This window comes from Novosphingobium mississippiense (genome assembly GCF_044029535.1).
Classification (GTDB): domain Bacteria; phylum Pseudomonadota; class Alphaproteobacteria; order Sphingomonadales; family Sphingomonadaceae; genus Novosphingobium.
This window is the reverse complement of the sequence record NZ_CP147001.1, coordinates 2,491,743-2,518,683: the sequence shown is the minus strand read 5'-3', so window position 1 is coordinate 2,518,683 and position 26,941 is coordinate 2,491,743. Positions and strand designations below refer to the sequence as shown.

Sequence of the window (26,941 nt, the reverse complement as noted above, 5' to 3'; positions counted from 1 at the left end):
ACACGATGATCGAAACCAATGAAGCGCGGCGGCCCTGGGGGCTCGCCGCGTTTCTTTTGCTGGCTATCGCCGCGTTCCTGGCGCTGGGCGTCTGGCAGGTGCAGCGCCTGCAATGGAAACATGCGCTGATCGCTCGCGTCGACGCGCGCGTCCATGCCGCGCCGATCCCGCTGCCCGCCGATGACCGGCTGGCGCGGGTGAAGGGTTCCGACCTCGACTATCTGCGCGTTTCGCTGCAAGGACAGTACGAGGGGAAGGCGACCGCGCTGGTGCGGGCCGCCACCGATCTCGGCACCGGGTACTGGACGATGACGCCCTTGCGGTTGGAGGATGGACGGCAGATCTGGGTGAACCGCGGCTTCGTGCCGGCGGGTACCACGGCCAAAGTCGCCGGCGCGACGACGCCTGCCGGCCCGGTTTCCATCACCGGCCTGCTGCGTTCGGACGAGCCGAAGGGCAGTCTGCTTCAGTCCAACCAGCCGCAGGTCGATCGCTGGTATTCGCGCGACGTGAACGCGATGGCGCAGGCGCGGGGCATCGGCGCCGTCGTGCCGGCCTTCGTCGATGCGCAAGTGGAACAGGCCAACCGCCCCAAGGGCCTGACCCCCGTACCCGGCCTTACGCAGATCCACTTTCCCGACAACCACCTCAGCTACGCGCTGACGTGGTTTGCGATGGCGGCGATGTCGGCCATGGCGCTGGTCTTCGTCTGGCGCCGCCGCCGATGGAACGGCTGATCGACCTTTTCGCGCCGCGGGGGCTTCCGGGAAGTTCCGCCAGCCGCGCGAACATCGTCCTGCTCACCCAATTGCGCTGGACGGCGGTGATCGGCCAGTTGGTCACCATCGTCACCGTCCAGCAGGTGCTGGGCGTGAAGCTCTCGTTGGCGCCGCTGCTGCTGGCGCCGCTGCTGCTGATCGTGGTCAACCTCGTCTCCGCCAGCGTGGTGCTGCGCAGGCAGTCGTTCACGCAGGGAGAGCTGTTTTCGGCGTTGATGATCGATGTCGTCGCGCTGTGCTGGCAGCTCTACCACTCGGGCGGGGCGACCAACCCGTTCACCTTCCTGTTCCTTCTCCAGATCGTTATCGCCGCCGTCATCCTGGACCTCAGGTGGAGTTCGCTGGTGGCGGTGAACGCCTGCCTCTGCGTCCTGCTGCTGACGTTCTATTACGAGCCGCTGCGCCTGCCGGTGCAGACCCGCGACCCGTTCCAGCTTTACATCTACGGCAGTCTCCTGTGCTTCGTGCTGGCCGCCGTCCTGCTGATCGTCTTCGTCGCCCGCCTGGACCTGACCCGGCGCGAGAGTGATGCCAAGCTGGCCGCGCTGCGGCAGCAAGCGGCGGAGGAAGACCATATCATCCGAATGGGCCTGCTCGCCTCCGGCGCGGCGCACGAGCTGGGCACGCCGCTGTCGTCGATCTCGGTGATCCTGGGCGACTGGACGCACGAGCCCGCGATCGCCGAAGACCCGGACCTGTCGGCCGACCTCGTCGACGTGCGGCGCGAGTTGGAGCGTTGCAAGACGATCGTCAGCGGCATCCTGATGTCCGCGGGCGAGATGCGCGGCGTGGCGCCGTCCGTCACCACATTGCGCGGTTTCATCGGCGAGATCCTGCAGGAATGGCGCCCGCGCATGGCGGGGGAGCTGCGCTTCCTCGATTCCATCGATGAGGACCGCTCGATCGTCTCCGATCCGGGGCTGCGGCAGGTGATCGGCAACGTCATCGACAATGCCGTGGAAGTCTCGCCCGACCTGGTGGTGATAGAGGCTTGGGTCGAATCCGGACGCCTCGTCCTCACCGTCAGCGACCGTGGCCCGGGCTTCGATCCGGAGATCCTGCCGCGCGTCGGTCAGCCTTACGCTTCTACCAAGGGGCGCGACGGCGGCGGGCTGGGGCTGTTCCTCGTCGTCAACGTGATCCGCAAGCTGGGTGGCAAAGTCGCGGTCGACAATCTGCCCGATCGCGGCGCAAGGGTGCAACTTGCGATTCCCCTTGCTACACTGGCCTATGAGCCCAGAAAGGGCGACGATTAACGCCGGGGCCCCCTTTTGACCGAGCCAGCCATGACCGAAAGTGCCGCGACCGACGCGGAAAGCGCCACACTGCTGATCGTCGAGGATGATCCCACTTTCGCGCGCACCTTGCGCCGTTCGTTCGAGCGGCGCGGTTATCGCGTCAGTTCCGCCGCCAGCCCGGACGAGGCGGAGAGCCTCTGCTCGGCCGAGGATTTCGATTACGCGGTGGTCGACCTGAAGCTGGGCGCGTCTTCCGGCCTGTCGGTGGTGCAGGCACTCCACGCCCGTTCGCCCGAGACGCGGATCGTGGTGCTGACCGGCTACGCCTCGATCGCGACGGCGGTGGAGGCGATCAAGCTGGGCGCCTCGCACTACCTCGCCAAGCCGTCCAACACCGACGATATCGAGGCGGCTTTCACCAGCGGGGAGGGCGATGCCAGCGTGCCGGTCGATGGCCGCAAGAGTTCGATCAAGACGCTGGAGTGGGAATATATCCACCGCACCCTGGTCGAATGCGAATTCAACATTTCCGAAGCGGCGCGCCGTCTCGGCCTTCACCGCCGCACCCTCGCGCGCAAGCTCGAAAAGCGGCAGGTCTAGACCGGAAGCGGGGAGGGGGCAGTCATGGCCGACCATTCCACGCCGCGAAAGGCGCGCCTGCCGGCGGTCGATCCGCGCGCGCTGCTGACGTTCCGCGCGGTCTGCGAAACCGGGTCGATCAGCGCGGCGGCGCGGGTGCTGAACCTGTCGCAGCCCTCGGTCTCCAATACCATTGCCCTGCTGGAAAGTCGGCTTGGCACCGTGCTGTTCGAGCGCGGGCGGGGCGGCATTGTGCTGACGCGCGAGGGACTGGTGCTGCAACGCCGATCCGAAGCGCTGGCCACGCTGCTGGCCGATGCGGTGAGCGATGTGGAGCACGCCCGCCATCGCATCTCCGGCCCGCTGCGCATCGGCGGCACCCCCGGCGCGCTGCTGACGCTGCTGCCCGGCGCGATCATGCGCATGGAAGCGGCGATGGGCGATTTCGCGCTCAGCGTGGTCGAGCGGCCCGATGCGGAACTGCACGAGATGCTGCGGCAGGGCGAGATCGAACTCGCCATGGCCACTACCCGGATCGAATCCATCCCGGAAGGCATGGTGGAAGTGACTGCCGCGCGCGATCCCTTCGCGCTGATCGTCGGTCCGCATCATGCGGCATTGGGCGACCGCGTATCGCTGCGCGAGGTGGAGGCGCTGCCCTGGGTTCTGCCCGAGGCGCGCGGCGCGTTCCGCCGTCAGGTCGATGCGCTGTTCATCGCGGCGGGCGTCTCGGTGCCACGTACCACGATCCGCTGCGATTCGCTGCTGACCACGCGCGCCATCGTGCGCGATACCGATCGCGTGACCGTGCTGCCGCGCACCGTCGCGCTGGACGGCGCTTCCGACGGTTCGATCCGCGCCATCGCCATTGCCGAAGCCGTGTTCGAGCGCAGCGTTGGCGTGCTGCGCATGGAAGGCCGCACGCTTTCCCCACTGGCGGAGGCCATGCTGGGGACGCTTCCCGCCGTTCCATAGTTTTTGACTATGGCATATCGAAATATCATTATTTTACTTTGCATGCGCTGACCCGTTAAACCGTTCTCAATTCGACAGAGAACACACGGGAGAGAGCGATGCGGACCCTGATCCGCGATGTATCCATCTTCGACGGCAGCGGCAGCGCTCTCCAGACCGGCTCGGTGCTGGTGGACGGCGACCGGATCGCCCGTGTCGCCCATGGCGACGAACTGGCCGGCGAAAGCGCGGATGTGGTCATCGAAGGCCACGGCATGACGCTGATGCCCGGCCTGGTCGATTCCCACACGCACCTGACCTGGGGTTCGTCGGTCGAGAAGATCTACCATCAGTTCATCCTGCCGCCGGATGAGTTGAAGGTCGCCGCCTGGCGCAACGCGCGGGTGCTGCTGGACCACGGTTTTACTTCGATCTACTCGGCCGGCGCGCTGGGCGACATGATCGAGCCGGAACTCGCTGCTGCCATCGCGGCGGGCGAGACGCCGGGGCCGCGCATGGTGCCGTCCACCCTCGAGCGCAGCCCGGAAGGCGACGAAGGCGTCGATACCGGCGACGTGTTCAACGGGCGCGGGCCCGATGCGATGCGCAACTTCGTGGCCTACTGCAAGGATGAGGGCGTCAAGTCGATCAAGCTGGTCGTCTCCGGCGAGGACGCGCTGAAGCCCGGCTCGGCCATGCAGGTGCTCTACACCCGCGAGGAACTGGAAGCCGCCGGGGAAGCCGCGCGCGACGCCGGCCTGTGGATCGCCGCGCATACTTACTCGCCGGAAGCCATCGGCCTTGCGCTCGATGCCGGTGCGCGCGTGCTCTACCACTGCTCCTTCGCCGACGATGCCACGGTCGATCGCATGGCGGCGGACAAGGACAGGTTCTTCTACGCGCCCGGCCCGGGCGTTTCGGTCGCCGCGCTGGAGGCCAATCCCCCGCCGCATGTCGACATGACGCACATGAAGGCCAGCGCGAAAGAGCGCATGGGGCTTGAAGGCAAGCTGGTGCCCGCATTGAAGGCGCGCGGCGTGCGCATCCTGACCGGCGGCGACTATGGCTTCCCGTTCAACCCGCACGGCCGCAATGCCCGCGATCTGGAGCATTTCGTCCAGTACTTCGGCTTCACCCCGGCCGAGGCCCTGCGTTCCGCGACTCAGTACGGCGGTGAGCTGATGGGGCTTGAGGTCGGACTGGTGAAGGAAGGCTGGCTGGCCGACCTGCTGCTGGTCGACGGCGATCCCACGGCGGACGTCGCGGTGCTGCAGGACAAGGACCGGCTGAAGATGATCATGAAGGGCGGGGCGCTCTACAAGACGCCGGCCGAGATCGAACCGAGCTAAAACCAAGATTTATTAGGGACTTACAAGATGTCGTACGACGTGGTTGTCGTAGGCTGCGGCCCTGTGGGCGCGCTGGCCGCGAACCTTCTCGGCCTGAAAGGGCTCAAGGTGCTGGTTCTCGAACGGGAACTGGAACACTACCCGCTGCCGCGCGCGGTCCATCTCGATCACGAGATGATGCGTCTGTTCCAGTCGGCCGGGGTGATCGATCGGGTGTCGGGCGACATGATCGCCACCGACGGCCACCTCCATGTCGGCGCCGACCATGGCGTGATCCGCTACATGGGCACCGTGGGCAAGCCGCGTCCGTTCGGATGGGCCAACGATTACTTCTTCTACCAACCCGAGCTGGAAGCGCACTTGCGTGAAGGCTTTGCCGGGATGCCAAACGTTGAGTTGAAGCTGGGTGCCAGCTTCACCGGGGTGACGCAGGACGATGGGGGCGTGACGGTCGACTATCTCGACGGCAACCTGCCCCGCACCGCGCAGGCCCGCTGGGTAATCGCCTGTGACGGCGCGCGCAGTGCCGTGCGCAAGGCGCTGGGCGTCGTGCTGGACGATCTCGACTTCGAGGAGCCCTGGCTGGTCGTCGACGCCGAAGTGGAAGGCCCGGTTGCATTCCCACCGCTCTCCGGCGTGCCCGATGGGGCGGATCTCCAGCGCCTGTCGGTGATGATGTGCGATCCCTCGCGCCCCGCCACCGTGGTCCCCGGCCGCCGCGACCATCGCCGGTGGGAGTTCATGCTGCTGCCCGGCGAGGACGATGTCGCGATGTCGGCGCCGGAAAAGGTCTCCGAATTGGTCGGCGCTTGGATGGCCGATGTGCCGCACAGGATCGTGCGCGCCGCGACTTATCGCTTTCACGGCCTCGTCGCGCATCAGTGGCAGGTGGGCAACGTGTTCCTGGCCGGCGATGCCGCGCACCAGACCCCGCCGTTCTTCGGGCAGGGCATGTGCCATGGGTTGCGCGATGTCGCCAATCTGGCGTGGAAGATGGACGCGGTGGCCAACCACGGCGCCGAGCTTTCCGTGCTCGATAGCTATCAGCCCGAGCGCGACCCGCATGTCCGCGCGGTGATCGGCGCGGCTGTGGCTGCCGGTCGCTATATCTGCGAACTCGATCCCGCCGAGGCCGCCGCCCGTGACGCTCGCATCCGTGAGGAAGCGCGGCAGAAGTCCGGCGAGACTGCGCATGACCTGATCCCCGCGATTGCGGAGGGCGTGGTCCTTCCCGGCACGTCAGGCGCGGGCGCTCGCTTCGTGCAGCCGGTGCTGACCGATGGCCGCAAGCTCGACGACCTGACCGGCGGCGATTGGCGCCTTTTCGTCCGCGACGATGCCGTTCCAGGCAGCGCAGAGGGCGTCACCCGCGTATCCGCCAGCACTCTGCCGGACAATGGTGCGGTGACTGCATGGCTGGACGATCACGGTGCCGACGCCGTGCTGATCCGCCCCGACCACTACGTCTTCGGCAGTGCCAGCCATGGCGCCGAAGACCTGCTTGCCGCCCGCGCGGCCCAGCTTTTCAGCCATCAGGAGCTTGCCGCATGACTCTCACGCTTGCCGCAGCACAGACCATCGTCACCGCAACGCTGGCCGAAGCACGCGCCCGCAATGCCAAGCAGCTTGCGGTGATCGTGCTCGACGCAGGCGCGCACCCGGTCGCTTTCGCGCGCGAGGACGGCGCCAGCCTCTACCGTTTCGACATCGCCAAGGCCAAGGCCGAGGGCGCCGTGGGCATGGACGCGGACACCGCCGTCCTGGCCGAGCGGGCCAAGGGCAATCCGGTCTTCTTTCAAAGTGTCACCGCTGCCGTCGGCGGCCGCATCGCGTTCTCTCCCGGGGGGGTAGTGATCCGCGATGCCGCCGGCACGCTGATCGGCGCCGTCGGCGTCAGCGGTGACACCGGCGAGTGCGACGCCGACTGCGCCCGCGCCGGCATCCGCGCCGCGGGCCTTCTTCAGGAGCAAGACGCATGAAACTGCGCAGCATCGAACTGGGGCTGCCCGATCCGGCCGCCGCTGCCGCGTTCATGACCGAAATCTGGGGCATGGCCGCCGCAGAGGCTGAAGGCGACACCCAGTATCTGCGCGGCTCCGGGCCGTTCCCCTATCTCGTTGCGTTCGAGAAGTCGGAAGAGGAATTCGTCCGCTCCACTACTTTCGTCTGCACGGCCGAGGAACTGGAAGCGCTGAAGGCCCGCGTCACCGCTGCCGGATGGACCGCGAGCCTGACCGAGAGCGACGACCTTGGCGGTGGACACGGCCTTTTGGTGGAACTGCCCGAAGGCACGATCCTGCGCTTCCTCGTCGATGCCGCCGAAGTCGCCCCGATCGCCGGGCGCGATCTGCCGGTGAAGCTCACCCACGTCGTCTTCAACGCCGCCGATGCCGAAGCTTGCGGCGATGCAGTGGAGGACGTGCTGGGCTTCCGCGTGTCGGACCGCACCAAGGGCATGGTCTTCGTACGCTGCAACGACAGCCACCACTCCACCGCCTTCGCACGCGCCGGCTTTTCCTCGCTCAACCACGTCGCCTTCGAGATGGAGGACATGGACGCGGTGATGCGCGGTATCGGCCGGCTGCGCGACCATGCCATGGTGCCCGCTTGGGGCCCCGGCCGCCACGGCCCCGGCGCCAATGTCTATGCCTACTTCATCGCCCCGTTCGGCCCGGTGATCGAATTCTCGACCGCCGTCGAAAAGGTGCCGGAGGACTATCAGGTCGGCGCCCCGGAAGACTGGACCTGGCCGCCGAACCGCATCGATCAGTGGGGCATCTCCGACAAGGATTTCGACGGCCTGCGCCGCGCCGAGGAGCGCTTCCGCTTCCGCCGCGACTGGGATGCCGCACCGCTCTGACCATTTGACCGCCGCCGCGCGACACGCGGGGGGCAGGGGAGACTACGCATGAACCGTTACATCAGCTTCGAACGTCCCGACGGCACCAAGAGCTTCGGCCGCCTCGAAGGGGACAAGGTGATCGATCTCGGCGCCACCGGCGCAGACGCATGGCTGAAGGACGTGCTGGCCGGTGATCTTGCCACGCTGCCCGCCACCGGCGAGTTTGCTGCGGATGCGGTGAAGCTGCTGCCGGTGGTGCCGAACCCGGAAAAGATCCTCTGCGTCGGCCTCAACTACGCCACCCACGTGGCCGAGACCGGCCGCGAGCAGAAGGAACACCCGGCGATCTTCACCCGCTGGGCCGATAGTCTGATCGCCGACGGCGATGCCATGGTCCGCCCACCCGAAAGCGAACGCTTCGATTACGAAGGCGAACTGGCCGTCGTGATCGGCAAGGGCGGCCGCCGCATCGCGCCCGAGAACGCCTGGGAACACGTCGCCGGTTTCGCGCCGTTCAACGATGGCTCGATCCGTGACTGGCAGCGCCACAACATCCAGTTCACCCCCGGCAAGACCTGGCCCGGCACCGGCGGCTTCGGCCCGTCGATGGTCGTGGCTTCCGACGTGGAAGACCTCGCCGCGCAGCGCGTGCAGACCCGCGTGAATGGCGAACTGGTGCAGGATCAGCCGGTGTCCGACATGATCTGGGATATCCCCACGGTCATCGCCTACTGCTCCACCTTCACCGACCTCAAGCCCGGCGACGTGATTGCCAGCGGCACCCCCGGCGGCGTCGGCGATAAGCGCAAGCCGCCGCTCTACCTCAAGGCCGGTGACACGGTGGAAGTCTCCATCGGCGTGATCGGCACGCTCACAAATCCCGTCATCGACGAAGCCTGACCGCATCCAACGACAACCAGAATAAAAGGGAGAGACATCATGAACACCATTCGCAAGGTCGCGCTGCTCTCGGGCATCGCCCTCGGCGCGCTGGGCACGCCGGCGCTGGCGCAGGACGTCGCGCCTGCCCCGCCGCAGGCTGCCCCCGCGGCCACCGATACCGGCGAAATCATCGTGACCGCCCAGCGCCGGGCAGAGAAGGTGACCGAGGTTCCGATCTCGATCACCGTCGCCAGTGCCGCGCAGCTGGAACGCCAGCAGATCAACACCGTCAACGACCTTGCCCGCATTGCACCCAGCCTGGAAATCCAGGCCGCGCCCGGACAGAACACCGGCGGCGGCGGCTCGATCCGCGGCATCGGCACGCAGACCTTCTCGCCCGGCGCGGTGGCCTCGGTCGGCGTCGTCGTCGATCAGGTCAGCCAGGGTAATGCCAATATCTCCGACTTGTTCGACATTGCCCGTGTCGAAGTGCTGAAGGGCCCGCAGGGCACGCTGTTCGGCCTGACGACTTCGGCCGGCGTCATCAACATCACCACCAACAAGCCCGATTTTACCCAGTTCTCCGCACGCCTGCGCACCGAGCTTTCGGACGCAGGCACCGCCGGTTCGAAGTATGGCAACCAGGTGATCCAGGGCCTGGTCAACGTACCGATCGCTGCCAATGCGGGCCTGCGCGTCTCCGGCGTCGCCAACTTGCGCCAGGGCGTGAACCGTAACGCCACCACGGGCGACCTTAACGACACCGACCGTTACAGTGTGCGCGGCCGCTTCCTGTGGGAGCCGACCGACCGCGTCACCGTCAATCTGAACGGCGACTATGCGCACAGCAGCATCGAGAACGGCGGCGACTTCTTCACCTTCGTGAAGACCGGCGGCCCGGGACCGTTCCTCGGCGGTGCGGGATACGATCCCGTGGGCATCACCGATCGCCTTGCGTCCTGCGGCGTGACGCCGGGCGTCGGCAACCGCAACTACTGCACCGATGAAAGCTACACCGGAAAGGCGGAGAACTACGGCGGATCGCTGCAGGTCGATTACGCGGCCGATCCCTTCACGCTGACCTCGATCACCGCCTACCGCAAGTCGACCGAGACGGGCCTTGGCGCCTCGTCCAACGTGTTCCGTGCCGATCCGCTGGAACTGCAGGTCCACAATGCCGCGGTCAATCGTGACCTGAGCCTGTTCACGCAGGAATTCCGCATCAGTTCGGCAGCGGGCCAGCCCATCGAATATACCGTGGGCGCCTTCTATTCGAACCAGAAGCAGACCCGCGATCCAGAGACGGTGGACGTCACGCTGATCCCGGCGCCGGGCGTTACCATCCCCATCGTTTCCAATACCACGCCGCAATTGACGATCCGCGACGAATCGCTGGCCTTCTTCGGGCAGCTGACCGGCCATGTCACCGACCAGTTCCGCCTGATCGGCGGCGTGCGCTACACCACCGACCGGCTCTCGCTCGATACGTTCGACACCACCGGCGTCGTTACGGACAAGACCGTGCTGAACACCGAAAAGTGGTCCTGGCGCCTTGGCGCGCAGTACGATCTCACCGCGCGGGCCATGGCCTATGCCACCGTGTCGCGCGGGTTCAAGGGCGGGCAGATCGCGGTGCCGACTGGCGCCACGCCCTATGTCGTTCTGCCCGAAATCCCGACTTCGTACGAAGCAGGCGTCAAGGCCACGTTGTTCGGCAGCTGGGTGGCCGATCTCAGCGTGTTCTACATGAAGATCGACAACTTCCAGGCGCAGCAGTGCACGGTGGACGCCAACGCCATCATCTCTTGCGATCAGAAGAACATCGACGGCGTGAAGACGCGCGGTGCGGAAATCAACTTCTTCGGCAACGTGACGCGCAACTTCTCGCTCAACACCGGCTTCATCTTTGCCAAGGCGACCTATCCGAACGGCTTCATCGGCACGGATGGCACCGATATCGGCGGGGGCCAGTTGGCCTATTCGCCGCGCTACAAGTTCACCCTTTCGGGCCAGTACGACATTCCGCTGGGTGAGCGTTTCGGCGGCTTCGTCTCGGTGGATACCGTCTGGAAATCGCGCATCCGCTATGAGGCGAACTCGGTGGAGGACACCACCTACAGGCCGCACTGGATGGTTGGCGGGCGTATCGGCGTGAAGACGGCGGATGACCGCTACAGCGTTGCGGTCTTCGTGCGCAACGCCTTCAACGTGCACGAGCCCAGCCTGATGCAGAGCGACTTCCCGTACAACGGCGCGTCGAACATCGGCGCGATCTATGGCCCGCAGTCGTACCGCAATGTCGGCATCAGTCTGGACGCCAAGTTCTGATGACATCCGGCCGGGGCCTCCGTGGGAGGTTCCGGCCGGTCCGCCGAATGGCCACCGAACTGGATTGCCGAAACGGGGCCGCGCAAACAGGTCGCGCAATCAGGCCGCGCAATCAGGGACGAAGATGCAGGTGAAATGCACTATGATGAAGTGGACCTTGGGAAGCGGACTGGCGTTGGTGGCGGCAGCGGTCGCTTCCGCCCCGGCAGTCGCGGCGCCAGCGTGCCCGGCCCTGCGCTGGACGACGCTCGGCACGGCCGGGGGGCCGGTTCCCACGGCGGAGCGTTCGGAACCCGCCAATCTGCTCACCATCGGTGATCGGCGGATACTCGTCGATACCGGCGACGGCACGGTGGACCAACTGGCCCGGATCGGGCTGGACCTTGGCGCCGTCGACACGGTGTTCATCAGCCACAACCACCTGGACCATACCGGCGGGCTCGCCGCGGTGATCGGCCTGCGCTGGATGAACCAGTATCCCGGCGTGCTGACCGTCTACGGCCCGGCCGGCACGCGCGCCGTGGTCGACGGCATCGTCGCCTCCATGGCAACGCCGGGGAGCATCGGCTTCGGACTGGGCACGCCGCCGCCACGCCCGGCGGATTCGGTGCGCGTGGTGGAAATCGCCGACGGGCAGGCGCTCGATCTGGGGCAGGACGTGACCGTCAGGGCCGCCGCCAACAGCCACTTCGACCATGATGGCAAGCCCGATGCCCGCAACGTCTCGCTCAGCTATCGCTTCGCGCTGGGCGCGCGCAGCGTGACTTATACCGGCGATACCGGCCCCAGCGCCGCCGTCACTGCGCTTGCCAGGGGCAGCGACATGTTCGTCAGCGAAGTGATCGCGCTCGATGCGCTGCTGGGGGAGATCCGCAGCCGCCGCAAGGATGCATCCGCGGACATGCTGGCCGGCATGGAGCGTCACCTTTCGACCCACCACCTGAAGCCCGAAGCGATCGGCGGGATCGCGGCGGAGGCGGGTGTCGGCCGGGTGGTGCTGACCCATTTCGCGGTTCCACCGGGCCCGCTGCCGCAGTTTGAACCGGCGATCCGTGCGGGCATCGCCACGCGCTATTCCGGCGCTGTCGATCTGGCCCGCGATCTCCAGAGCTTCGACGTGGGATGCCGGTCATGAACGTGGCAGCCCGGCTGCGGCGGGAGCAGCGCGTCAGCGGCGCGATCAACCTTGTGCTGAGCGCGGCGTTCTTTCTGGGCGTGTTCGGCTTTGCGGAGCGGCCGCTGCGCTTTGCCGCGCCGGACAACTTCGCGCTGGATTTCCTGCCGCAGGCCGCCGCGATCGCGCTGATGTCCTCGCTGGTGCCGTTGCTGGTCGTCTCCGGCAGCTTGCGCAAGTCTGGCATGGGTGGCGTCAGCCGTGTCGGCGGGCGCGGGTTCATTGCGGGGACGGTTCTGCGCGTCGTGGTGGCCGGGCTGGCAAGCGCTGCCGTGCTTGGCGCGATCTGCCTGTTCGGGCCCTGGCGCGAGATCGGCTGGTCCGTCGCACTGGTGGCCAAGCTGCTCTATGGAACCGGGCTGGGCGTGGCGGGCACCACTTTTGCGCTTACCCGACTGTTTGCACATCAAGGGAGTGAACCGGCATGAGCGCGGCTGAAACAGGGAACGCCATTGCGGCGATGGGCACCGTGCTCGGCCCCGATGTGGTGGCGGTGTGCCGCGACCTGTTCGACGCGGAACAGCGGACGCTGGCCGCCCGCATTCCCCCGATCGCGACGGACTGCGCCTATGGCCCGGATGCCCGCAACCGCCTGGATCTCTATCGCGAAGGCGAGGCGGAAGACCTGCGCCCGGTGGTGCTGTTCGTTCATGGCGGCGGCTTCCTTGTCGGCGACAAGGGTGGACAAGGGGGCAGCGGGCCCGAGAACTGGGCCAATGCCCATGTCGGCCGCTGGGCGGCGGCGAACGGCATGGTGGGCGCGGTGATGAACTATCGCCTTGCCCCCCAGCACATGTGGCCTTCGGGCGCGGAGGACGTGACCCTGGCAGTCGAGTGGCTGCGCGCCAATGTGGCAGGGCACGGCGGCGATCCGGACCGTATCTTCCTGCTCGGTACTTCGGCCGGGGCGGTCCACGTTTCGGCCTTCCTGAAGGCGCGCGACGATCATGCCGATCTGGTGCGCGGGGCGGCGCTGCTGTCCGGCCTTTACGGCGTGACGCCGCTCGATGAGCGGGACATGCGCTATTACGGCCCGCAGGATTGTTACGCCCTGCGTATGCCGCTGACGGCGGTGATGGAAACGCGCCTGCCGCTGTTCATGGCCTGTGCGGAGTTCGATCCGCCGCGTTTCCAGACCGAATGGGCCAGCATGCTGCAAGGGCGCCTTGGCCGCCACGGCCGCCTTCCGCGCGCGCACTATGCCAGTGGGCACAATCATTATTCGATGGCGATGCACCTCGGCACAGCGGACTGCCGCCTGTCGAACGAGCTGCTTTCCTTCTTTGCCGAACATTCCTGAGGGGGCTTCCGATGACCGACTTTCCCAACCTTGACCGGGCCACGATGAACCGACGCGGCGTGCTTGCCGCCGGCGCCATGATCGCCGCGGCGCCGGTGGCCGCCCGCGCTGCCGCCAAGCGCGCGAACCCGGCCTTTCCGCAAGGCTTCCTGTGGGGCGCGGCCACGGCCGGGCATCAGGTGGAGGGCAACAATGTCGCCTCCGACCTGTGGTTCGTGGAGCATCTGAAGCCGACGATCTTCTCGGAACCTTCGGGCGATGCCTGCAACAGTCTGGAACTCTGGGCCATCGATCTGGATATCGTCAAGTCGCTGGGCCTCACCTCCTACCGCTTCAGCGTCGAGTGGGCGCGGATCGAGCCGGAGAAAGGCCTGTTCTCGCAGGCGATGCTCGATCACTACAAGCGGATCGTCGAAGGCTGCCACGCGCGCGGCCTGACGCCGCTGGTGACCTACAGCCACTTCACCGCGCCGCGCTGGTTCAGCGCGCAGGGCGGCTGGAACAAACCCGAGGCGGCGCAACTGTTCGCCCGCTACTGCGACAAGGTTACCCGCGCGTTCGGGGACGGCATCGGCATGGCCATGACGCTGAACGAGCCGAACATCCTGCTGCTCCTGCGGAACATTCTGCCGCCGCCGGTCTGGGACATGCAGAGCCAGGCGATGGCCGCCGCCGCCAAGCAGCTGGGCGTTGCCAAGTTCGTCTGCGCCAATGTCGCCGGGCGGGAGGATATCGACGCGATCGAACAGGGGCTGATGGCCGGCCACAAGGCGGGGCGCGCGGCGATCAAGGCGGTGCGCGGCGATCTGCCGGTGGGCTTCACGCTTTCGGTGATCGACGATCAGGCAGCCGGCAAGAACTCGATGCGCGACAAGGTGCGCGGCGAACTCTATGGCGCGTGGCTGGAAGTGGCCAAGACCGACGACTTCATCGGCGTGCAGAATTACGAACGCGCGGTGTGGAACGACAAGGGCCGCCTGCCGGCGCCGGACGGCGGAGACCGCAACTGGTCGGGCACCGAGGTCTGGGCCGGTTCGCTCGCCGGTGCGGTGCGCTATGTCCACGGCGCAACCAAGGTTCCGGTGCTGGTTTCCGAACACGGCGTCGGCACCGAGGATGACACGCTGCGTGCGCGCTTCATTGCGGCGGCACTGGAAGGGCTGAAGCAGGCGATCGACGATGGCGTGCCGGTGCTGGGCTATGTCCACTGGTCGCTGCTCGACAATTACGAGTGGATCTTTGGCTACAAGCCGCGCTTCGGCCTGTGCAGCGTGGATCGCACCACTTTTGCCCGCACGCCCAAGCCGAGTGCTTCGGTGCTGGGTGGGATCGCGAAACGCAATTCACTCTAGGCGGTTTCCTCCCTTTGAAGGGGAGGGGGACCATCGAAGCATGGTGAGGGGTGTTGGCGCCAGCGGCGACACCCCTCCGTCAGCACTGCGCGCTGCCACTTCCCCGTGCAGGGGAGGATCGAAGGATCAGGCCACGACCACCCGCACGCCGGCATCGCGCAACTGATCGGCCATTTCCTGCGGGATGCCCGCATCGGTGACCACCACGTCCACCTCGTCCAGCCCGCAGACGATCGCGCCGGAGGAGGAGCGGAACTTGGAACTGTCCACCAGCAGGATCACTTCCTCTGCCCGGTCCATGAAGCGGCGTTCGGCGGCGACGAGGATCACGTCCTGCTGCATCACCCCCTGCGGGCCGACGGCGGCGGCGCCCATGAACAGCTTGGGCGCGTGGAAGCGCGGCATCGAATCCTCGCCCGCCGGGGCCAGCACGATGTTCTGTTCGCGGAAGACGATGCCCGAAGGCAGCAGCACACGCGTGCCCGGCTGCGGCAGCAGGGCCTGCACGATGTGAAGCGAATTGGTCAGCACCTGACAGTCCAGCCCGTCCAGATGCGCGCACATCTGCAGGGTTGTGGTGCCACCGTCGAGCATGATCGCCTCGCCCGGCTGACAGAGCGCAGCGGCAGCCTTGCCGATGGCCTGCTTGGCGGGAAGGTGCTGGGTGATCGACTGTTCGAACGGTGTGCCGGCAAGTCCGGGCTGACGTTCGGCGCGATCCTCCGGCAGCTTGGCGCCGCCGTGGACGCGCAGCAGATGACCCTCTTCCTCCAGTCGGGAGAGATCGCGCCGGATCGTCGCGGGAGAGGCGGCAAGCTGCGCTTCCAGATCGCGATAAGTCACGAAGCCACTGGGGCGCAGGGCTTCGAGGATCAGTCTTTCACGCTCAGTCGAATGCATGGGTTCCTGTCCGCCTGAATGGGGGAACGCTATGCGCTCCCCCATGCCGCCAATTTCGCTCAAAATCCATCAAATCGATCCACCGGCATCCAGCATGTTGCCCGCACCGATCACGATGGTCGCCCCCAGCAGCATGCCGATGCCGGTCAGCACCATGGTCCGCGTGCGGGAGCTGGCGCCGCGCCATTCCTTCAGCGCGAAACCCCAGAGCGTGGAGAACAGGATGATCGACGCCATATGCAGCGTCCATGACGAGAAGCCGTAGCGGCCCATCTGGCTCTCGCCCATCGTGTAGAAGAAGAACTGGAAGTACCACAGCGTGCCGCCCAGCGCGGCAAGCAGGTAGTTGGCGAGCAGCGGGGCTTTCTTGTTCCCGCCGTCTCCGTTACTGGCGCCGAAGAACTGGCCGAAGCTGCGGTTGCGGCGGATCAGCAGCGCGCACCAGATGAAATTGGTGGTCAGGCCGCCCGACAGCACCACGCAGAGCACCGGCAGGCCCTGGCTCAGCGGATCGGTACCCGCCGCCAGCGTCAGGTCACGGATCGGCTGGCCGGCGTCGAGCCCCCAAGCGAAGCAGCCCGACATCACGCCCGAAAACACCGCGATCAGCAGGCCCTTGCGCAAGTTGAACTCTGCCACGCCTTCGCTGGCCTTGCCGCCCAGATCCTTGTCCTTCGAATGTCCGGCGCGCGCGACGACGACGATGGCGAACAGCGTGATCAGGATGCCCAGCAGGGTCAGCTGGCCGCTGGTGCGGCTGGCGATTTCACCGATGGTGCCGTGGAAGATCGGCGGACCCATCGTGCCGATCACCGTGGTCAGACCCAAGGCAACCGCCATGCCCAGCGAGAGGCCGAGGTAGCGCATGGTCAGGCCGAAAGTCAGCCCGCCGAAACCCCACATCACGCCCCAGAACCAGCACCACAGCAGGGTGGAGGTTGGCGTGGACGCCAGCACGCCCAGCAGGTTCTCGGTCCGCAGCGAGGCGAAGACCCACGGCGCGATCAGCCAGGAGAAGATGCCCCCGGCCAGCCAGAAAATCTCCCACGACCACAGCTTGATACGCTTGTAGGGCACGTAGAAGCTTGCCGAGGCAAAGCCGCCCAGCCAGTGAAACACGACGCCGAGCGCCGGATTGCCTCCCATCGGTGTAGTATCCTCTCGTTCTGATTGTCGTTATGTTTCGGCGAGACAGCTGCGGTTGATCTCGGAGATTTTCGTCGTGCCCGTCAGCGCCATGGCGACCCGCATTTCCGCTTCGATCAGTTTCAGCATCTTGGTGACGCCGGCCTCGCCCCCGGCACCCAGCGCCCAGGCCCATGCGCGGCCCAGCAGCACGCCCTTGGCGCCCAGCGCCAGCATCCGCACCACGTCCAGGCCGGAACGGATGCCGCCGTCTGCCAGCACGGTCATCCGGTCCCCCACGGCATCGACGATCGGCGGCAGCGCGCGGGCGCTGGAGAGTACGCCGTCAAGCTGGCGGCCGCCGTGGTTGGAAACGACCAGCCCGTCCGCGCCGAGCTGCGCGGCTTCCTTGGCATCCTCCGGATCGAGGATGCCCTTGATCACCAGCGGCCCCTTCCATTCGGAGCGGATGAAATCGAGATCGCGCCAATTGATCGAGGGGTCGAAATTGTTGCGCATCCAGGCGAAGAAGTCCTCGATCCCGGTCTTGCCCTGAAGCACCGGAGCGACATTGCCCAAGGTATGCGGGCGGCCGTTGATGCCCACGTCCCACGCCCAGTCCGGCTTCACGGCCGCCTGTGCGAAGCGCCATGCCGCGCCTTTCAGGCCGCCGGTGCCGGCAAGTCCGGTGTGATAGTCGCGATAGCGGCTGCCGGGCACGGGCATGTCCACGGTGAAGACCAGCGTGGAGCAGCCGGCCTCTACCGCCTTGGCCAGCAGGTCCTTCATGAAGGCACGGTCGCGGATCATGTAGAGCTGGAACCAGAACGGTTTGCTGGCTGCCGCCGCGACTTCGCCGATAGTGCAGGCGCCCACGGTGGAAAGCGTGAAGGGCACGCCCGCCTTGTCCGCCGCGCGCACGGCTTGGCATTCGCCCCGCCGCGCATTGAGCCCGGCAAGGCCGATCGGGGCGAGGGCGACGGGCAGGGCCAGCTTCTGGCCGAACAGCTCTGTCGAGAGGTCCAGCGCTGAGACATCGCGCAGCACGCGCTGGCGCAGGGCGAGGCCGGCAAGGTCGGAGACGTTGCGACGCAGTGTCTCTTCGGCATAGGAGCCACCGTCGATATATTCGAACAGGAAGCGCGGCAGGCGGCGGCGCGCGGCCTCGCGGAAATCGGGGATCGAGGCGGTGATCATCAGGCAGGCTCCCGCACATGCTCGCGCCATTTCGCGCGGTAGGCTTCCAGGTCGCCCTCCAAGGGGGCGACGCGGCGCAGGCCGCCCTGTGCCTGCAGCAGCGGGTTGATCAGGCGCAGCGCCCCGAATGAGACGTCGTTATGGGCATTGGCGACGAAGACCTGCGTTTCCGGCCGCAGCGCGGCGAGGGCGCGCACGAAGACTTCGGCATCGGCGAAGCGCCCTTCGATCAGCAGGCGATCCTTCGATCCGATCAGGTCCAGCGCGGTATCGGCCACCATCGCCGCATAGAGGCAGATCGCGGCGCGGCGGGCGTACCAGGTGCCTGCCCATTCGGCGGGCCGGTTCACCCACTCGGCCTTGCCATCGGGGAAGGGGCCGAAGCCGGGCGCGAGCGTGGGCAGCATCATCGTGCCGCGTTCCAGCAGTGCGGGCACGGCTTCCATCAGCTTGGGCTGATCCGGTCGGATATCGACGCGGCGGGTGTCGATCTCGATGATCGATTCGATCTCGCGCCCGCCCATGAACCGGGCGGAGGGCACCGGCCAGCCATAGGCATCGACATTGACCAGCGTGTCGCGCGCCTCGGGCAGGGAGGACATGGCGACAGGTTCGGCGGCCAGGCGCATGGCGATGAACCAGGTGCCGGTGGACAGGATCGTCGCCTCCTGCCGGGCGATCTCCGCAAAGCCGCGCGCGGCGAGCAGGGCGGCATTGGAATCGTGCAGGCCGGCCAGCACCTTGGTCGTCGCGGGAAGCCCGGTTTCGGCGGCGAGTTCGGGCCGCAGCGTGCCCACCGCCTCGCTGGCCTTCACCACCGGGGCGAAGCGGTCCGCCCAGCCAAGGCGCTGCGCCATGGGGGAGAAGCGGGCGTCTGCCGGGCACCACAAGTCGGTATGGCAACCCAGGCTGGTCACTTCGCTGGCCATCGCGCCGGACAGGAACCACGCCCAGTACTGGGCCCAGGGCACCAGCGTCGCGCGGGCCATTTCCTGCGGATAGTGCTGCGCCATCCAGTAGACCTGCGCGCCCAGATTCAGGCCATCGGGCAAGGCGGGCGAGCCGGTGAGGGCGAAGCGGTCACGCTCCTTGCGATAGGCGCCCATGACATCGGCGGGCGGCGTCTGTTCGTAATCGATGGGGTCGAACAACAAGCCGTTTTCATCAAGCGCGGCAAAGCCCGCGCCATGGGCCACCGGGATCAGCGCTTCCACCGGATGCCCGGCCCAGCCGCGCAGCGTCGCGCGCAGCCATTGGCCGATGCCGTCCGCATCCAGCCGGCGGATCCCGTCCGATTCGCGCACCATGTTGGGCCGCACCTGACGGTCGATCATGCGCCCGCCCTGCGTCCACAACGTCAGCTTGCTGAGCGTTTTGCCGATGTCGACGACGATGAAAGTGCCGTTCCCTGCCATTCTCTCTGCCCATTTTCTCGAACGTATCACCATGCTTGAACATGGTGTTGTTTGATTGGATTTGATCGTTTAGTATCGAATCAGATTGAACCTGAAAAGAGGTTTCGTTAGAGGATGCCCATGGACACTATCGCACCGGCCAAACCGGCGGCTCAAAGCGCCGCGCTTCCCTTCTCGGTCCCCTCCAGCCGTTGGGACGACTCGGTCGCCGCCACGCTTTCTCCCCCCGAACTGCTTCTTTATCGTTCGAACCTGCTGGGCTCGGACTTGACGGTGACCAATTTCGGCGGCGGCAACACCTCTGCCAAGCTGGAAGAGGTCGACCCGCTGACCGGCGAAACGGTCGAAGTTCTCTGGGTGAAGGGGTCGGGCGGCGACATCGGTTCGATGAAGCTGGATGGCTTCGCCACGCTCTATCAGGAAAAGCTGCTCGGCCTTGAAAAGCACTATGGCGGGGCGGATGACGACGACAAGATGGTCGGCTTCCTGCCGCACTGCACGTTCAACCTGAACGGCCGGGCCGCCTCCATCGATACGCCGCTGCACTCGCTGCTGCCTTTCGCGCATGTCGATCACGTCCACCCCGATGCGATCATCGCGCTGGCTGCCAGTTCGGGTGGCGAAGCGGCCACCAAGGAAATCTGGGGCGGCAAGATCGGCTGGCTGGGCTGGAAGCGCCCCGGCTACACGCTGGGCGTGATGCTGCGCGATTACGTTGCGGCCAATCCCGGCGTGGAGGGCGTCATGCTCGCCGGCCACGGCGTGATCTGCTGGGCGGACAGCGCGAAGGCCTGTTACGAACACACGGTAGACCTGATCGCGGATGCCGCGAACTACCTCAACACGAAGCTTTCCGAAAAGCCTGCTTTCGGCGGTGCGGTCCACTCCTCCTCCTCGGACCGCGCGGCCATTGCTGCCGACCTTATGCCTCGCCTGCGCGGTCTGATGACCGGGGCACGGCGTAAGGTCGGCCATTTTTCGGATGACGCGGAAGCGCTGGAATTCGTGAATTCGGCCGAGTTCGAGCGGCTTGCCGCGCTGGGCACGTCCTGCCCCGATCACTTCCTGCGCACCAAGATCGCTCCCCTCACTCTCGATCCTTCGCGTCTTCAGGACGATGTGTACCTGGCGCAGAAGATTGCCGATTATCGCGATATGTACGCAGCCTATTACGAGCGCTGCAAGCGTCCCAACTCGCCCGCGATGCGCGATGCCAATCCGGTGGTCGTACTGGTGCCCGGCGTGGGCCGCATCACTTTCGCCACCGACAAGACCACCGCGCGCCTTGCCGGTGAGTTCTATGGCAACGCCATCAACGTGATGCGCGGCGCCGAAGCCATCGGCGACTACATCGCGCTGGACGAGCAGGAAGCGTTCGACATCGAATACTGGCTGCTTGAGGAAGCCAAGCTGCAGCGCATGCCCGCGCCCAAGCCACTGGTCGGCCGCGTTGCCCTCGTCACCGGCGGTGCCGGCGGCATCGGTGCCGCCACGGCCGCGCGCCTGATGGCGGACGGCGCCTGCGTGTTGCTGGCGGACCGCGATGCCAACGCCGTGGAGGAAGTGCGCGCCGGCTTCGCCAAGCAGTTCGGCAAGGACGTTGTCCGCGCCGCCGTCTGCGACGTGACCGACGAGGCACAAGTCTCCGAAGCCTTCGCCACGGCCGCGCGGGAATTCGGCGGGCTCGACATCCTGGTCGCCAATGCCGGTATCGCCTCCTCGGCCCCGATCGAGGAGACCACGATCGAGCTGTGGAACCGCAACTACGACGTGCTGGCCCAAGGCTACTTCCTCACCAGCCGCGCCGCATGGCCGCTGTTGAAGGGCATGAAGGAGCAGGGCGGTACTTCGGTGGTGTTCATCGGATCGAAGAACGGCGTGGCCGCGGCCACCAATGCCTCTGCCTATGCTTCGGCTAAGGCCGCCGCGAACCACCTTGCACGTTGCCTCGCTCTGGAAGGCGCAGCCCACGGCATTCGCGTTAATGTCGTTAACCCCGATGCGGTCATCAAGGGCAGCAAGATCTGGGACGGCGACTGGCGCAAGGAACGCGCGGGCGCCCACGGCATCGACACCGGCAAGGAACTGGAAGAGCACTACCGCAACCGCTCCATGCTGAAGCGCGACGTGCTGCCTTCCGATATTGCCGAAGCGGTCTATTTCCTCGCGGGCGACCAGTCGGCGAAATCGACCGGCAACATGATCAATGTCGATGCGGGTAACGCGCAGGCGTTCACGCGTTGATGCTTTTAGTGGGAAATGCGCAATAGCGCATTTCCCATGCGGCGCCGGCCCGCTCACCCACCCGACCACCCATAGGGTACTATCGTCGGGTGGTCGGGTGGGGGAGCGGGCCGGCGCCGCAAAATCCGCCCACGGCGGATTTCAGACAAAACCGGGCTAGAGGATACGAGAATGAGCAAACTGCCGATTTCGGATGAACTGATCGCCGAAGCCAATGCCCGCGCTGCGGATGCGCTGGAGGACGAATACGCCTCGCTCGGCCGCAAGCTGGAGCGTTCGGGCATCGCCATCGACGCGATCAAGGACAAGGTCGCCGGTTTCTCGGTCGCCGTCCCGTCGTGGGGTGCGGGCCGTGGCGGCACGCGCTTCGCCAAGTTCCCGCTCGCCGGCGAGCCCACCAACATTCACGAGAAGCTGGAAGACTGTGCCGTCATCAACCAGCTTTCGCGCCTGACGCCGCGCGTTTCGCCCCACTTCCCGTGGGACAAGGTGAGCGATTACAAGGCGCTGCGCGAAGAGGCCGCCAGCCTTGGCCTCGGCTTCGATGCGGTGAACTCCAACACCTTCCAGGATCAGAAGGATCAGGCGCACACTTACGCCACCGGTTCGCTCTCCTCGACGATCGAGGCGACGCGCCAGCAGGCGATCGAACACAACATCGAATGCATCGAGATCGGCCAGCAGCTCGGCTCCACCGACCTGACCGTGTGGGTGGGTGACGGCACCAACTTCCCCGGCCAGCAGGACCTTGGCCGCAGCCTCGATCGTTATCTGGACGCTGCCGCACAGGTCTACGCCGCGCTGCCGGACGACTGGCGGATGCTGCTGGAACACAAGATGTTCGAACCGGCGTTCTACTCCACCGTCATCAGCGACTGGGGTTCGTCGATCCTCGCCGCGCAGGAACTGGGCCCCAAGGCCAAGTGCCTGGTCGACCTGGGCCATCATGCGCCCAACGTGAACATCGAACAGATCGTGGCCCGCCTCCACCGCTTCGGCAAGCTGGGCGGCTTCCACTTCAACGACAGCAAGTACGGCGACGACGATCTCGATTCCGGATCGATCAACCCGCACCAGCTGTTCCTGGTGTTCAACGAACTGGTCGAGGCCGAATTGGCCCCGCGTGACGGGTTCCGCCCCGCCTACATGATCGACCAGTCGCATAACGTGACCGACCCGATCGAATCGATGCTGTCCTCCGCCGAAGCCATCGGCTCCTGCTATGCCAAGGCGCTGCTGGTCGACCGCGAGGCGCTGCATCTGGCGCAGGAAGCCAACGACACGATGATGGCCTTCCAGGCGCTGCGCCGGGCCTACAACGTCGATGTGTCGCCCATTCTCGCCATGGCGCGCGTAGAGGCGGGCGGCGCGGCGGATGTGCTGGGCGTCTATCGCGAAAGCCGCTGGCGCGACCGCAAGGCGCAGGAACGCGCGGCTGTGGGCCTGGGCGCCGGGATCGTCTGATCCCGCGCCAAACTCTTCGGCGCTAAGGGGCTTCCCAGGCCCCGCCGAAAAACCCTTTTCGCCGGGACGCAACCGTCCCGGCGGCAGGGCAAGAACAGAACAATCACGACAATAAAAATCCACACAACCATCTGGATCCGGGAGGGACTATGCCGATCCATTCGCTTCGTACCGTGCTTTGCGCCGCAACCTCTTTGGCTACGGCGCTTGTCGCCGTGCCGTCTCTGGCGCAGCAGCAGGCCGCACCTGCTGCTGCGCCCGCTGCCTCATCCGCGCCGCTGGAAGAACAGTTCCGCGATCCGCCCAATTCCGCCCGCCCGCGCGTCTGGTGGCACTGGATGAACGGCAATATCTCCAAGGACGGCATCGCCAAGGACATGGCGTGGATGAAGCGCGTCGGCATCGGCGGCCTCCAGAACTTCGACGCCAATCTCCAGACTCCGCAAGTGGTCGATCACCGCCTGGTCTACATGACGCCGGAGTGGAAGGACGCCTTCCGCTTCGCCGCGCATGAGGCGGACCGGCAGGGGCTGGAACTGGCCATTGCCGCCTCGCCCGGCTGGTCCGAAACCGGTGGCCCCTGGGTGCAGCCGCAAGACGGCTTGAAGAAGCTGGTCTGGAGCGAAACGCAGGTTACCGGCGGCAAGCGCTTTGCCGGCAAGTTGGCTTCGCCCCCGGGTGTTACCGGGCCCTATCAGGACCTGCCGATGGGTAAGAGCATCGAAGAGATGATTTCGGGCCAGAAGGGGGAGCAGCCGCCGCAGCACTATCAGGACGTTGCCGTGCTGGCGGTGCCGATGGCCACTGCCGCGCTGGCGATCCCGCGCGCGTCGCTGGGTGACGGCACCGCGATCGACGGTAAGGCCATCGGCGACAGCGACCTCAACACCGGCATCGACGTGCCCCACGGCACACCGGAACAGCCCAATGCGGTGCTGCTGAGCTATGACAAGCCGCAGACGATCCGCTCGGCCTCGATCTTCCTGCCCGGTGCGCGGCTGATGTTCGGCGGGCCTTCGGTTGCCCCCAGTCTGGAAGCCAGCGACGACGGGAAGACCTGGCGCAAGATTGCCGATTTCCATGTCGAGCAGGTGCCCACCACGATCGCCTTCGCGCCGGTGACGGCGCGCCAGTTCCGCGTGGTGCTGACGCCGCTGATGCCCGCCATGTCGAACATGGGCGCTCCGGCGCCGGGCATCGCGATGGATTTCGGCGCGATGATGGGCGGCGCGGCGAAAATGCCGTTCCGCCTTGTCGACCTGCGCCTTTCGCCGGAAGCGGTGATCGATCAGTCGCAGCTCAAGGCCGGCTACGCGATCCCGCACGATTACTATGCACTGGGCACGCCGGGCGACGGCGCCAAGGGCGCGGACGTTGCCAAGGTGATCGACCTGACCGGCAAGCTGCGCGCCGACGGCACGCTCGACTGGACGCCGCCCGCTGGAAACTGGCGCGTGATCCGCTTCGGCTATTCGCTGCTGGGCACCACCAACCACCCCGCGCCGCCGGAGGCGACCGGGCTTGAGGTGGACAAGTTCGATGGTGACGCGGTGCGCCGCTACCTCGATCACTACATCGGCATGTACAAGGATGCCGCCGGCGCGGACATGGTCGGCCAGCGCGGCGTGCGGGCGCTGCTGACGGACTCGATCGAGGTTGGCGCCGCCAACTGGACGCCGAAGATGGTGGAGCAGTTCAAGCGCCTGCGCGGCTACGACCCGACGCCGTGGCTGCCCGCGATCACTGGCACCCTGATCGGCAGTCGTGAGGATAGCGACCGCTTCCTTTACGACTATCGCCGCACTCTGGCGGACCTGATGGCCAGCGAGCACTACGGCACCGTTGCCAAGGTGGCGCACGAGAACGGGTTGAAAGTCTATGGCGAGGCGCTGGAAGATCACCGGCCTTCGCTGGGTGACGACATGACCATGCGCAGCCACACCGATGTGCCGATGGCCGCGATGTGGACTCATTCGCGCGAACAGGGGCCGAACCCCAGCTATCTGGCCGATATCAAGGGCGCGGCTTCGGTGGCGCACCTCTATGGGCAGAACCTTGTCGCGGCGGAATCGATGACCGCCGCGCTCAACCCGTGGAACTTCGCGCCGAAAGATCTGAAGCGGATCATCGATCTGGAGTTCATCACCGGCGTCAACCGTCCGGTCGTGCACACCTCCGTCCACGTGCCGGTGGATGACAAGAAGCCCGGCCTCTCGCTCTTCATCTTCGGCCAGTATTTCAACCGGATGGAAAGCTGGGGCGAGATGGCGAAGCCCTGGGTGGACTACATCTCGCGCTCGTCGCTGCTGCTGCAGGAAGGCCGCAACGTCGCCGATGTCGCCTATTTCTATGGCGAGGAAGCGCCGCTGACCGGGCTCTATGGCGACAAGCCGGTGGCCGATGCCCCGGTGACCCACGCTTATGACTTCCTCAGCGCCGATGCGCTGACCGGGTTGCTCAGCAACGATGGCGACGAAGTCGTCGCGCCGAGCGGGGCCCGCTACCGCGCGATCTACCTTGGCGGATCGTCGCAACGCATGACCTTGGGCGCGCTGAAGAAGCTGGCCGCGCTGGTCGATGGCGGGGCGACCGTAATCGGCGAAGCGCCGACCTCGACCCCCAGCATGATGGCAAGTCAGAGCGGCGAGAGCGGCGAATGGTCGGCGCTGGTCGCAAAGCTCTGGCCGGGTAGCGGTGACGCCAAGGTCGGCAAAGGCCGCGTGATCGCCAGCAAGGATGCGGAAGGCGCGCTGAAGACGCTTGGCGTCGCGCCGGACTTCGCTTTCACCGGCGGCACGGCGGGGGCGAAGATTCCGTTCGTCCATCGTCGCGACGATGCGGGCGAGATCTACTACCTCTCCAATCCGCAGGCGAGCGCGCAGAGCATAGAGGCGCATTTCCGCGTCACCGGCAAAGTGCCCGAACTTTGGCACCCCGAAACCGGATCGCACGAGCCGGTCAGCTACCGCATCGAGAATGGCGAGACGGTGGTGCCGCTCAATCTGGTGACCGATGACGCCGTCTTCGTGGTGTTCCGCAAGCCTGCCAGTGCCCAGAGCCTGACGGTGACGGCGCCGAAACCGCAGGCGCTGGCCTCGCTGGATGACGGCTGGACGGTGCGCTTCCAGGCGGATCGCGGCGCGCCCGCTTCGATCCAGATGGCGAAGCTGGCTCCGCTGAACGAGAATGCCGCGCCGGGCGTGAAGTACTTCTCGGGCGAGGCGACTTATTCGCGCAGCTTCACGCTGCCGAAGGGGGCGAAGGCCGGGCAGCCGCTGTGGCTGGACCTTGGGCAAGTGGGCGATCTGGCCGAAGTGCGCGTGAACGGCCAGTCGGTCGGCGCGGTATGGCATGCGCCCTATCGCCTGGACATCGGCAAGGCGGTGAAGAGCGGCGCCAACACGATCGAGGTGAAAGTGGCGAACCTCTGGGTCAATCGCCTGATCGGCGATGCCCAGCCGGGGGCGCAGAAGATCACCTGGACGGCGATGCCGACCTACAAGCCGGACGCGCCGTTGCGCGCCTCTGGCCTGATCGGGCCGGTGGTGCTGCAAGGCGGGAAGTAACTTAGGTCCTCCCCGGCACGGGGAGGGGGACCGCCCGCAGGGTGGTGGAGGGGACTAGCGGCTCGCGCGAATGTCGCGTGAGGATGCGAATCCCCTCCGTCAGTCCTGCGGACTGCCACCTCCCCGTGCCGGGGAGGACATATCCGTCGGCACTACCGCAGCCGTCGAAAGACCAACATCTCAATACATAACCCCGTCATCCCCGCGAAGGCGGGGATCCCGCTTGTCTTGCGCCACGGTGAGAGGTTGAAGA

Annotated in this window: 21 protein-coding genes; 17 read left to right on the top strand and 4 right to left on the bottom strand. The window is 66.3% G+C overall.

Annotation, left to right across the window (positions count from 1 at the left end):
* The first annotated feature begins 5 nt into the window (after nucleotides 1-5).
* The 14 genes from WBP06_RS11885 (at nucleotide 6) to WBP06_RS11820 (ending at nucleotide 14,777) form a co-directional block, all read left to right on the top strand.
* A complete protein-coding gene (locus WBP06_RS11885; RefSeq protein WP_395327815.1) occupies nucleotides 6-737 on the top strand; it encodes an SURF1 family protein in 732 nt (243 codons plus the stop codon).
* On the top strand, nucleotides 725-2,035 hold the full coding sequence (locus tag WBP06_RS11880) for an ATP-binding protein (RefSeq protein WP_395327812.1): 1,311 nt from the start codon (nucleotides 725-727) through the stop codon (nucleotides 2,033-2,035). The genes WBP06_RS11885 and WBP06_RS11880 overlap by 13 nt, the downstream gene beginning before the upstream one ends.
* A gap of 30 nt (nucleotides 2,036-2,065) precedes the next feature.
* Complete coding sequence (locus tag WBP06_RS11875; RefSeq protein WP_395327809.1) at nucleotides 2,066-2,617, top strand: response regulator transcription factor; 552 nt, start codon at nucleotides 2,066-2,068, stop codon at nucleotides 2,615-2,617.
* Nucleotides 2,618-2,641: 24 nt separating this feature from the next.
* On the top strand, nucleotides 2,642-3,571 hold the full coding sequence (locus WBP06_RS11870) for a LysR family transcriptional regulator (RefSeq protein ID WP_395327806.1): 930 nt from the start codon (nucleotides 2,642-2,644) through the stop codon (nucleotides 3,569-3,571).
* A 98-nt stretch (nucleotides 3,572-3,669) separates the two neighbouring features.
* Entirely contained in the window at nucleotides 3,670-4,899 is a 1,230-nt protein-coding gene (locus WBP06_RS11865) for an amidohydrolase family protein (protein WP_395327803.1), read from the top strand.
* A 27-nt stretch (nucleotides 4,900-4,926) separates the two neighbouring features.
* Complete coding sequence (locus tag WBP06_RS11860) at nucleotides 4,927-6,450, top strand: bifunctional 3-(3-hydroxy-phenyl)propionate/3-hydroxycinnamic acid hydroxylase (protein ID WP_395327800.1); 1,524 nt, start codon at nucleotides 4,927-4,929, stop codon at nucleotides 6,448-6,450.
* Nucleotides 6,447-6,878, top strand: a complete 432-nt coding sequence (locus tag WBP06_RS11855) for a heme-binding protein (RefSeq protein ID WP_395327797.1) — start codon at nucleotides 6,447-6,449, stop codon at nucleotides 6,876-6,878. The genes WBP06_RS11860 and WBP06_RS11855 overlap by 4 nt, the downstream gene beginning before the upstream one ends.
* Nucleotides 6,875-7,759: a VOC family protein gene (locus WBP06_RS11850; RefSeq protein WP_395327794.1), complete on the top strand. Its 885-nt coding sequence runs from the start codon at nucleotides 6,875-6,877 to the stop codon at nucleotides 7,757-7,759. The genes WBP06_RS11855 and WBP06_RS11850 overlap by 4 nt, the downstream gene beginning before the upstream one ends.
* 48 nt (nucleotides 7,760-7,807) lie before the next feature.
* Nucleotides 7,808-8,641, top strand: coding sequence for a fumarylacetoacetate hydrolase family protein (locus WBP06_RS11845; RefSeq protein ID WP_395327791.1), 834 nt, complete (start codon nucleotides 7,808-7,810; stop codon nucleotides 8,639-8,641).
* Between the two features lie 39 nt (nucleotides 8,642-8,680).
* Complete coding sequence (locus tag WBP06_RS11840) at nucleotides 8,681-10,951, top strand: TonB-dependent receptor (RefSeq protein ID WP_395327788.1); 2,271 nt, start codon at nucleotides 8,681-8,683, stop codon at nucleotides 10,949-10,951.
* Between the two features lie 142 nt (nucleotides 10,952-11,093).
* Nucleotides 11,094-12,086, top strand: a complete 993-nt coding sequence (locus WBP06_RS11835) for an MBL fold metallo-hydrolase (RefSeq protein WP_395327786.1) — start codon at nucleotides 11,094-11,096, stop codon at nucleotides 12,084-12,086.
* A complete protein-coding gene (locus WBP06_RS11830; RefSeq protein ID WP_395327784.1) occupies nucleotides 12,083-12,553 on the top strand; it encodes a hypothetical protein in 471 nt (156 codons plus the stop codon). The genes WBP06_RS11835 and WBP06_RS11830 overlap by 4 nt, the downstream gene beginning before the upstream one ends.
* Nucleotides 12,550-13,425: an alpha/beta hydrolase gene (locus WBP06_RS11825; RefSeq protein WP_395327781.1), complete on the top strand. Its 876-nt coding sequence runs from the start codon at nucleotides 12,550-12,552 to the stop codon at nucleotides 13,423-13,425. The genes WBP06_RS11830 and WBP06_RS11825 overlap by 4 nt, the downstream gene beginning before the upstream one ends.
* Before the next feature lie 11 nt (nucleotides 13,426-13,436).
* Nucleotides 13,437-14,777, top strand: a complete 1,341-nt coding sequence (locus WBP06_RS11820) for a family 1 glycosylhydrolase (protein WP_395327778.1) — start codon at nucleotides 13,437-13,439, stop codon at nucleotides 14,775-14,777.
* Nucleotides 14,778-14,903: 126 nt separating this feature from the next.
* Here WBP06_RS11820 and WBP06_RS11815 read toward each other — a convergent pair whose 3' ends face one another.
* The 4 genes from WBP06_RS11815 to WBP06_RS11800 form a co-directional block, all read right to left on the bottom strand.
* Nucleotides 14,904-15,677 carry a DeoR/GlpR family DNA-binding transcription regulator gene (locus tag WBP06_RS11815; RefSeq protein WP_395327775.1) on the bottom strand — a complete coding sequence of 258 codons (774 nt, stop codon included), beginning with the start codon at nucleotides 15,675-15,677 and terminating at the stop codon, nucleotides 14,904-14,906.
* 69 nt (nucleotides 15,678-15,746) lie between these two features.
* The gene (gene rhaT, locus WBP06_RS11810) at nucleotides 15,747-16,823 is read right to left on the bottom strand and encodes an L-rhamnose/proton symporter RhaT (protein WP_395327772.1); all 1,077 of its coding nucleotides are present in this window, start codon (nucleotides 16,821-16,823) and stop codon (nucleotides 15,747-15,749) included.
* A gap of 30 nt (nucleotides 16,824-16,853) precedes the next feature.
* On the bottom strand, nucleotides 16,854-17,999 hold the full coding sequence (gene lldD / locus WBP06_RS11805) for an FMN-dependent L-lactate dehydrogenase LldD (RefSeq protein ID WP_395327770.1): 1,146 nt from the start codon (nucleotides 17,997-17,999) through the stop codon (nucleotides 16,854-16,856).
* Complete coding sequence (locus tag WBP06_RS11800) at nucleotides 17,999-19,414, bottom strand: FGGY-family carbohydrate kinase (RefSeq protein WP_395327767.1); 1,416 nt, start codon at nucleotides 19,412-19,414, stop codon at nucleotides 17,999-18,001. The genes lldD and WBP06_RS11800 overlap by 1 nt, the downstream gene beginning before the upstream one ends.
* Nucleotides 19,415-19,534: 120 nt before the next feature.
* On the opposite strand from WBP06_RS11800, the gene WBP06_RS11795 reads away from it, so the two are divergent.
* From WBP06_RS11795 to WBP06_RS11785, 3 genes are all read left to right on the top strand, one after another.
* Complete coding sequence (locus WBP06_RS11795) at nucleotides 19,535-21,658, top strand: bifunctional rhamnulose-1-phosphate aldolase/short-chain dehydrogenase (protein ID WP_395327765.1); 2,124 nt, start codon at nucleotides 19,535-19,537, stop codon at nucleotides 21,656-21,658.
* 171 nt (nucleotides 21,659-21,829) lie between these two features.
* The gene (rhaI, locus tag WBP06_RS11790; protein WP_395327763.1) at nucleotides 21,830-23,122 is read left to right on the top strand and encodes an L-rhamnose catabolism isomerase; all 1,293 of its coding nucleotides are present in this window, start codon (nucleotides 21,830-21,832) and stop codon (nucleotides 23,120-23,122) included.
* Between the two features lie 149 nt (nucleotides 23,123-23,271).
* The gene (locus WBP06_RS11785; RefSeq protein WP_395327761.1) at nucleotides 23,272-26,688 is read left to right on the top strand and encodes a glycosyl hydrolase; all 3,417 of its coding nucleotides are present in this window, start codon (nucleotides 23,272-23,274) and stop codon (nucleotides 26,686-26,688) included.
* The last annotated feature ends 253 nt before the right edge of the window (nucleotides 26,689-26,941 follow it).

Bases quoted from the DNA above. Each gene is read 5' to 3' on its own strand.
- WBP06_RS11840 (WP_395327788.1), top strand. From the start codon at position 8,681: ATGAACACCATTCGCAAGGTCGCGCTGCTCTCGGGCATCGCCCTCGGC.
- WBP06_RS11875 (WP_395327809.1), top strand. From the start codon at position 2,066: ATGACCGAAAGTGCCGCGACCGACGCGGAAAGCGCCACACTGCTGATC.
- WBP06_RS11885 (WP_395327815.1), top strand. From the start codon at position 6: ATGATCGAAACCAATGAAGCGCGGCGGCCCTGGGGGCTCGCCGCGTTT.
- WBP06_RS11835 (WP_395327786.1), top strand. From the start codon at position 11,094: ATGATGAAGTGGACCTTGGGAAGCGGACTGGCGTTGGTGGCGGCAGCG.
- WBP06_RS11825 (WP_395327781.1), top strand. From the start codon at position 12,550: ATGAGCGCGGCTGAAACAGGGAACGCCATTGCGGCGATGGGCACCGTG.
- WBP06_RS11865 (WP_395327803.1), top strand. From the start codon at position 3,670: ATGCGGACCCTGATCCGCGATGTATCCATCTTCGACGGCAGCGGCAGC.
- WBP06_RS11870 (WP_395327806.1), top strand. From the start codon at position 2,642: ATGGCCGACCATTCCACGCCGCGAAAGGCGCGCCTGCCGGCGGTCGAT.
- WBP06_RS11800 (WP_395327767.1), bottom strand. From the start codon at position 19,414: ATGGCAGGGAACGGCACTTTCATCGTCGTCGACATCGGCAAAACGCTC.
- rhaT (WP_395327772.1), bottom strand. From the start codon at position 16,823: ATGGGAGGCAATCCGGCGCTCGGCGTCGTGTTTCACTGGCTGGGCGGC.
- lldD (WP_395327770.1), bottom strand. From the start codon at position 17,999: ATGATCACCGCCTCGATCCCCGATTTCCGCGAGGCCGCGCGCCGCCGC.
- WBP06_RS11860 (WP_395327800.1), top strand. From the start codon at position 4,927: ATGTCGTACGACGTGGTTGTCGTAGGCTGCGGCCCTGTGGGCGCGCTG.
- WBP06_RS11820 (WP_395327778.1), top strand. From the start codon at position 13,437: ATGACCGACTTTCCCAACCTTGACCGGGCCACGATGAACCGACGCGGC.
- WBP06_RS11845 (WP_395327791.1), top strand. From the start codon at position 7,808: ATGAACCGTTACATCAGCTTCGAACGTCCCGACGGCACCAAGAGCTTC.
- WBP06_RS11815 (WP_395327775.1), bottom strand. From the start codon at position 15,677: ATGCATTCGACTGAGCGTGAAAGACTGATCCTCGAAGCCCTGCGCCCC.
- WBP06_RS11855 (WP_395327797.1), top strand. From the start codon at position 6,447: ATGACTCTCACGCTTGCCGCAGCACAGACCATCGTCACCGCAACGCTG.
- WBP06_RS11880 (WP_395327812.1), top strand. From the start codon at position 725: ATGGAACGGCTGATCGACCTTTTCGCGCCGCGGGGGCTTCCGGGAAGT.
- rhaI (WP_395327763.1), top strand. From the start codon at position 21,830: ATGAGCAAACTGCCGATTTCGGATGAACTGATCGCCGAAGCCAATGCC.
- WBP06_RS11850 (WP_395327794.1), top strand. From the start codon at position 6,875: ATGAAACTGCGCAGCATCGAACTGGGGCTGCCCGATCCGGCCGCCGCT.
- WBP06_RS11785 (WP_395327761.1), top strand. From the start codon at position 23,272: ATGCCGATCCATTCGCTTCGTACCGTGCTTTGCGCCGCAACCTCTTTG.
- WBP06_RS11795 (WP_395327765.1), top strand. From the start codon at position 19,535: ATGGACACTATCGCACCGGCCAAACCGGCGGCTCAAAGCGCCGCGCTT.
- WBP06_RS11830 (WP_395327784.1), top strand. From the start codon at position 12,083: ATGAACGTGGCAGCCCGGCTGCGGCGGGAGCAGCGCGTCAGCGGCGCG.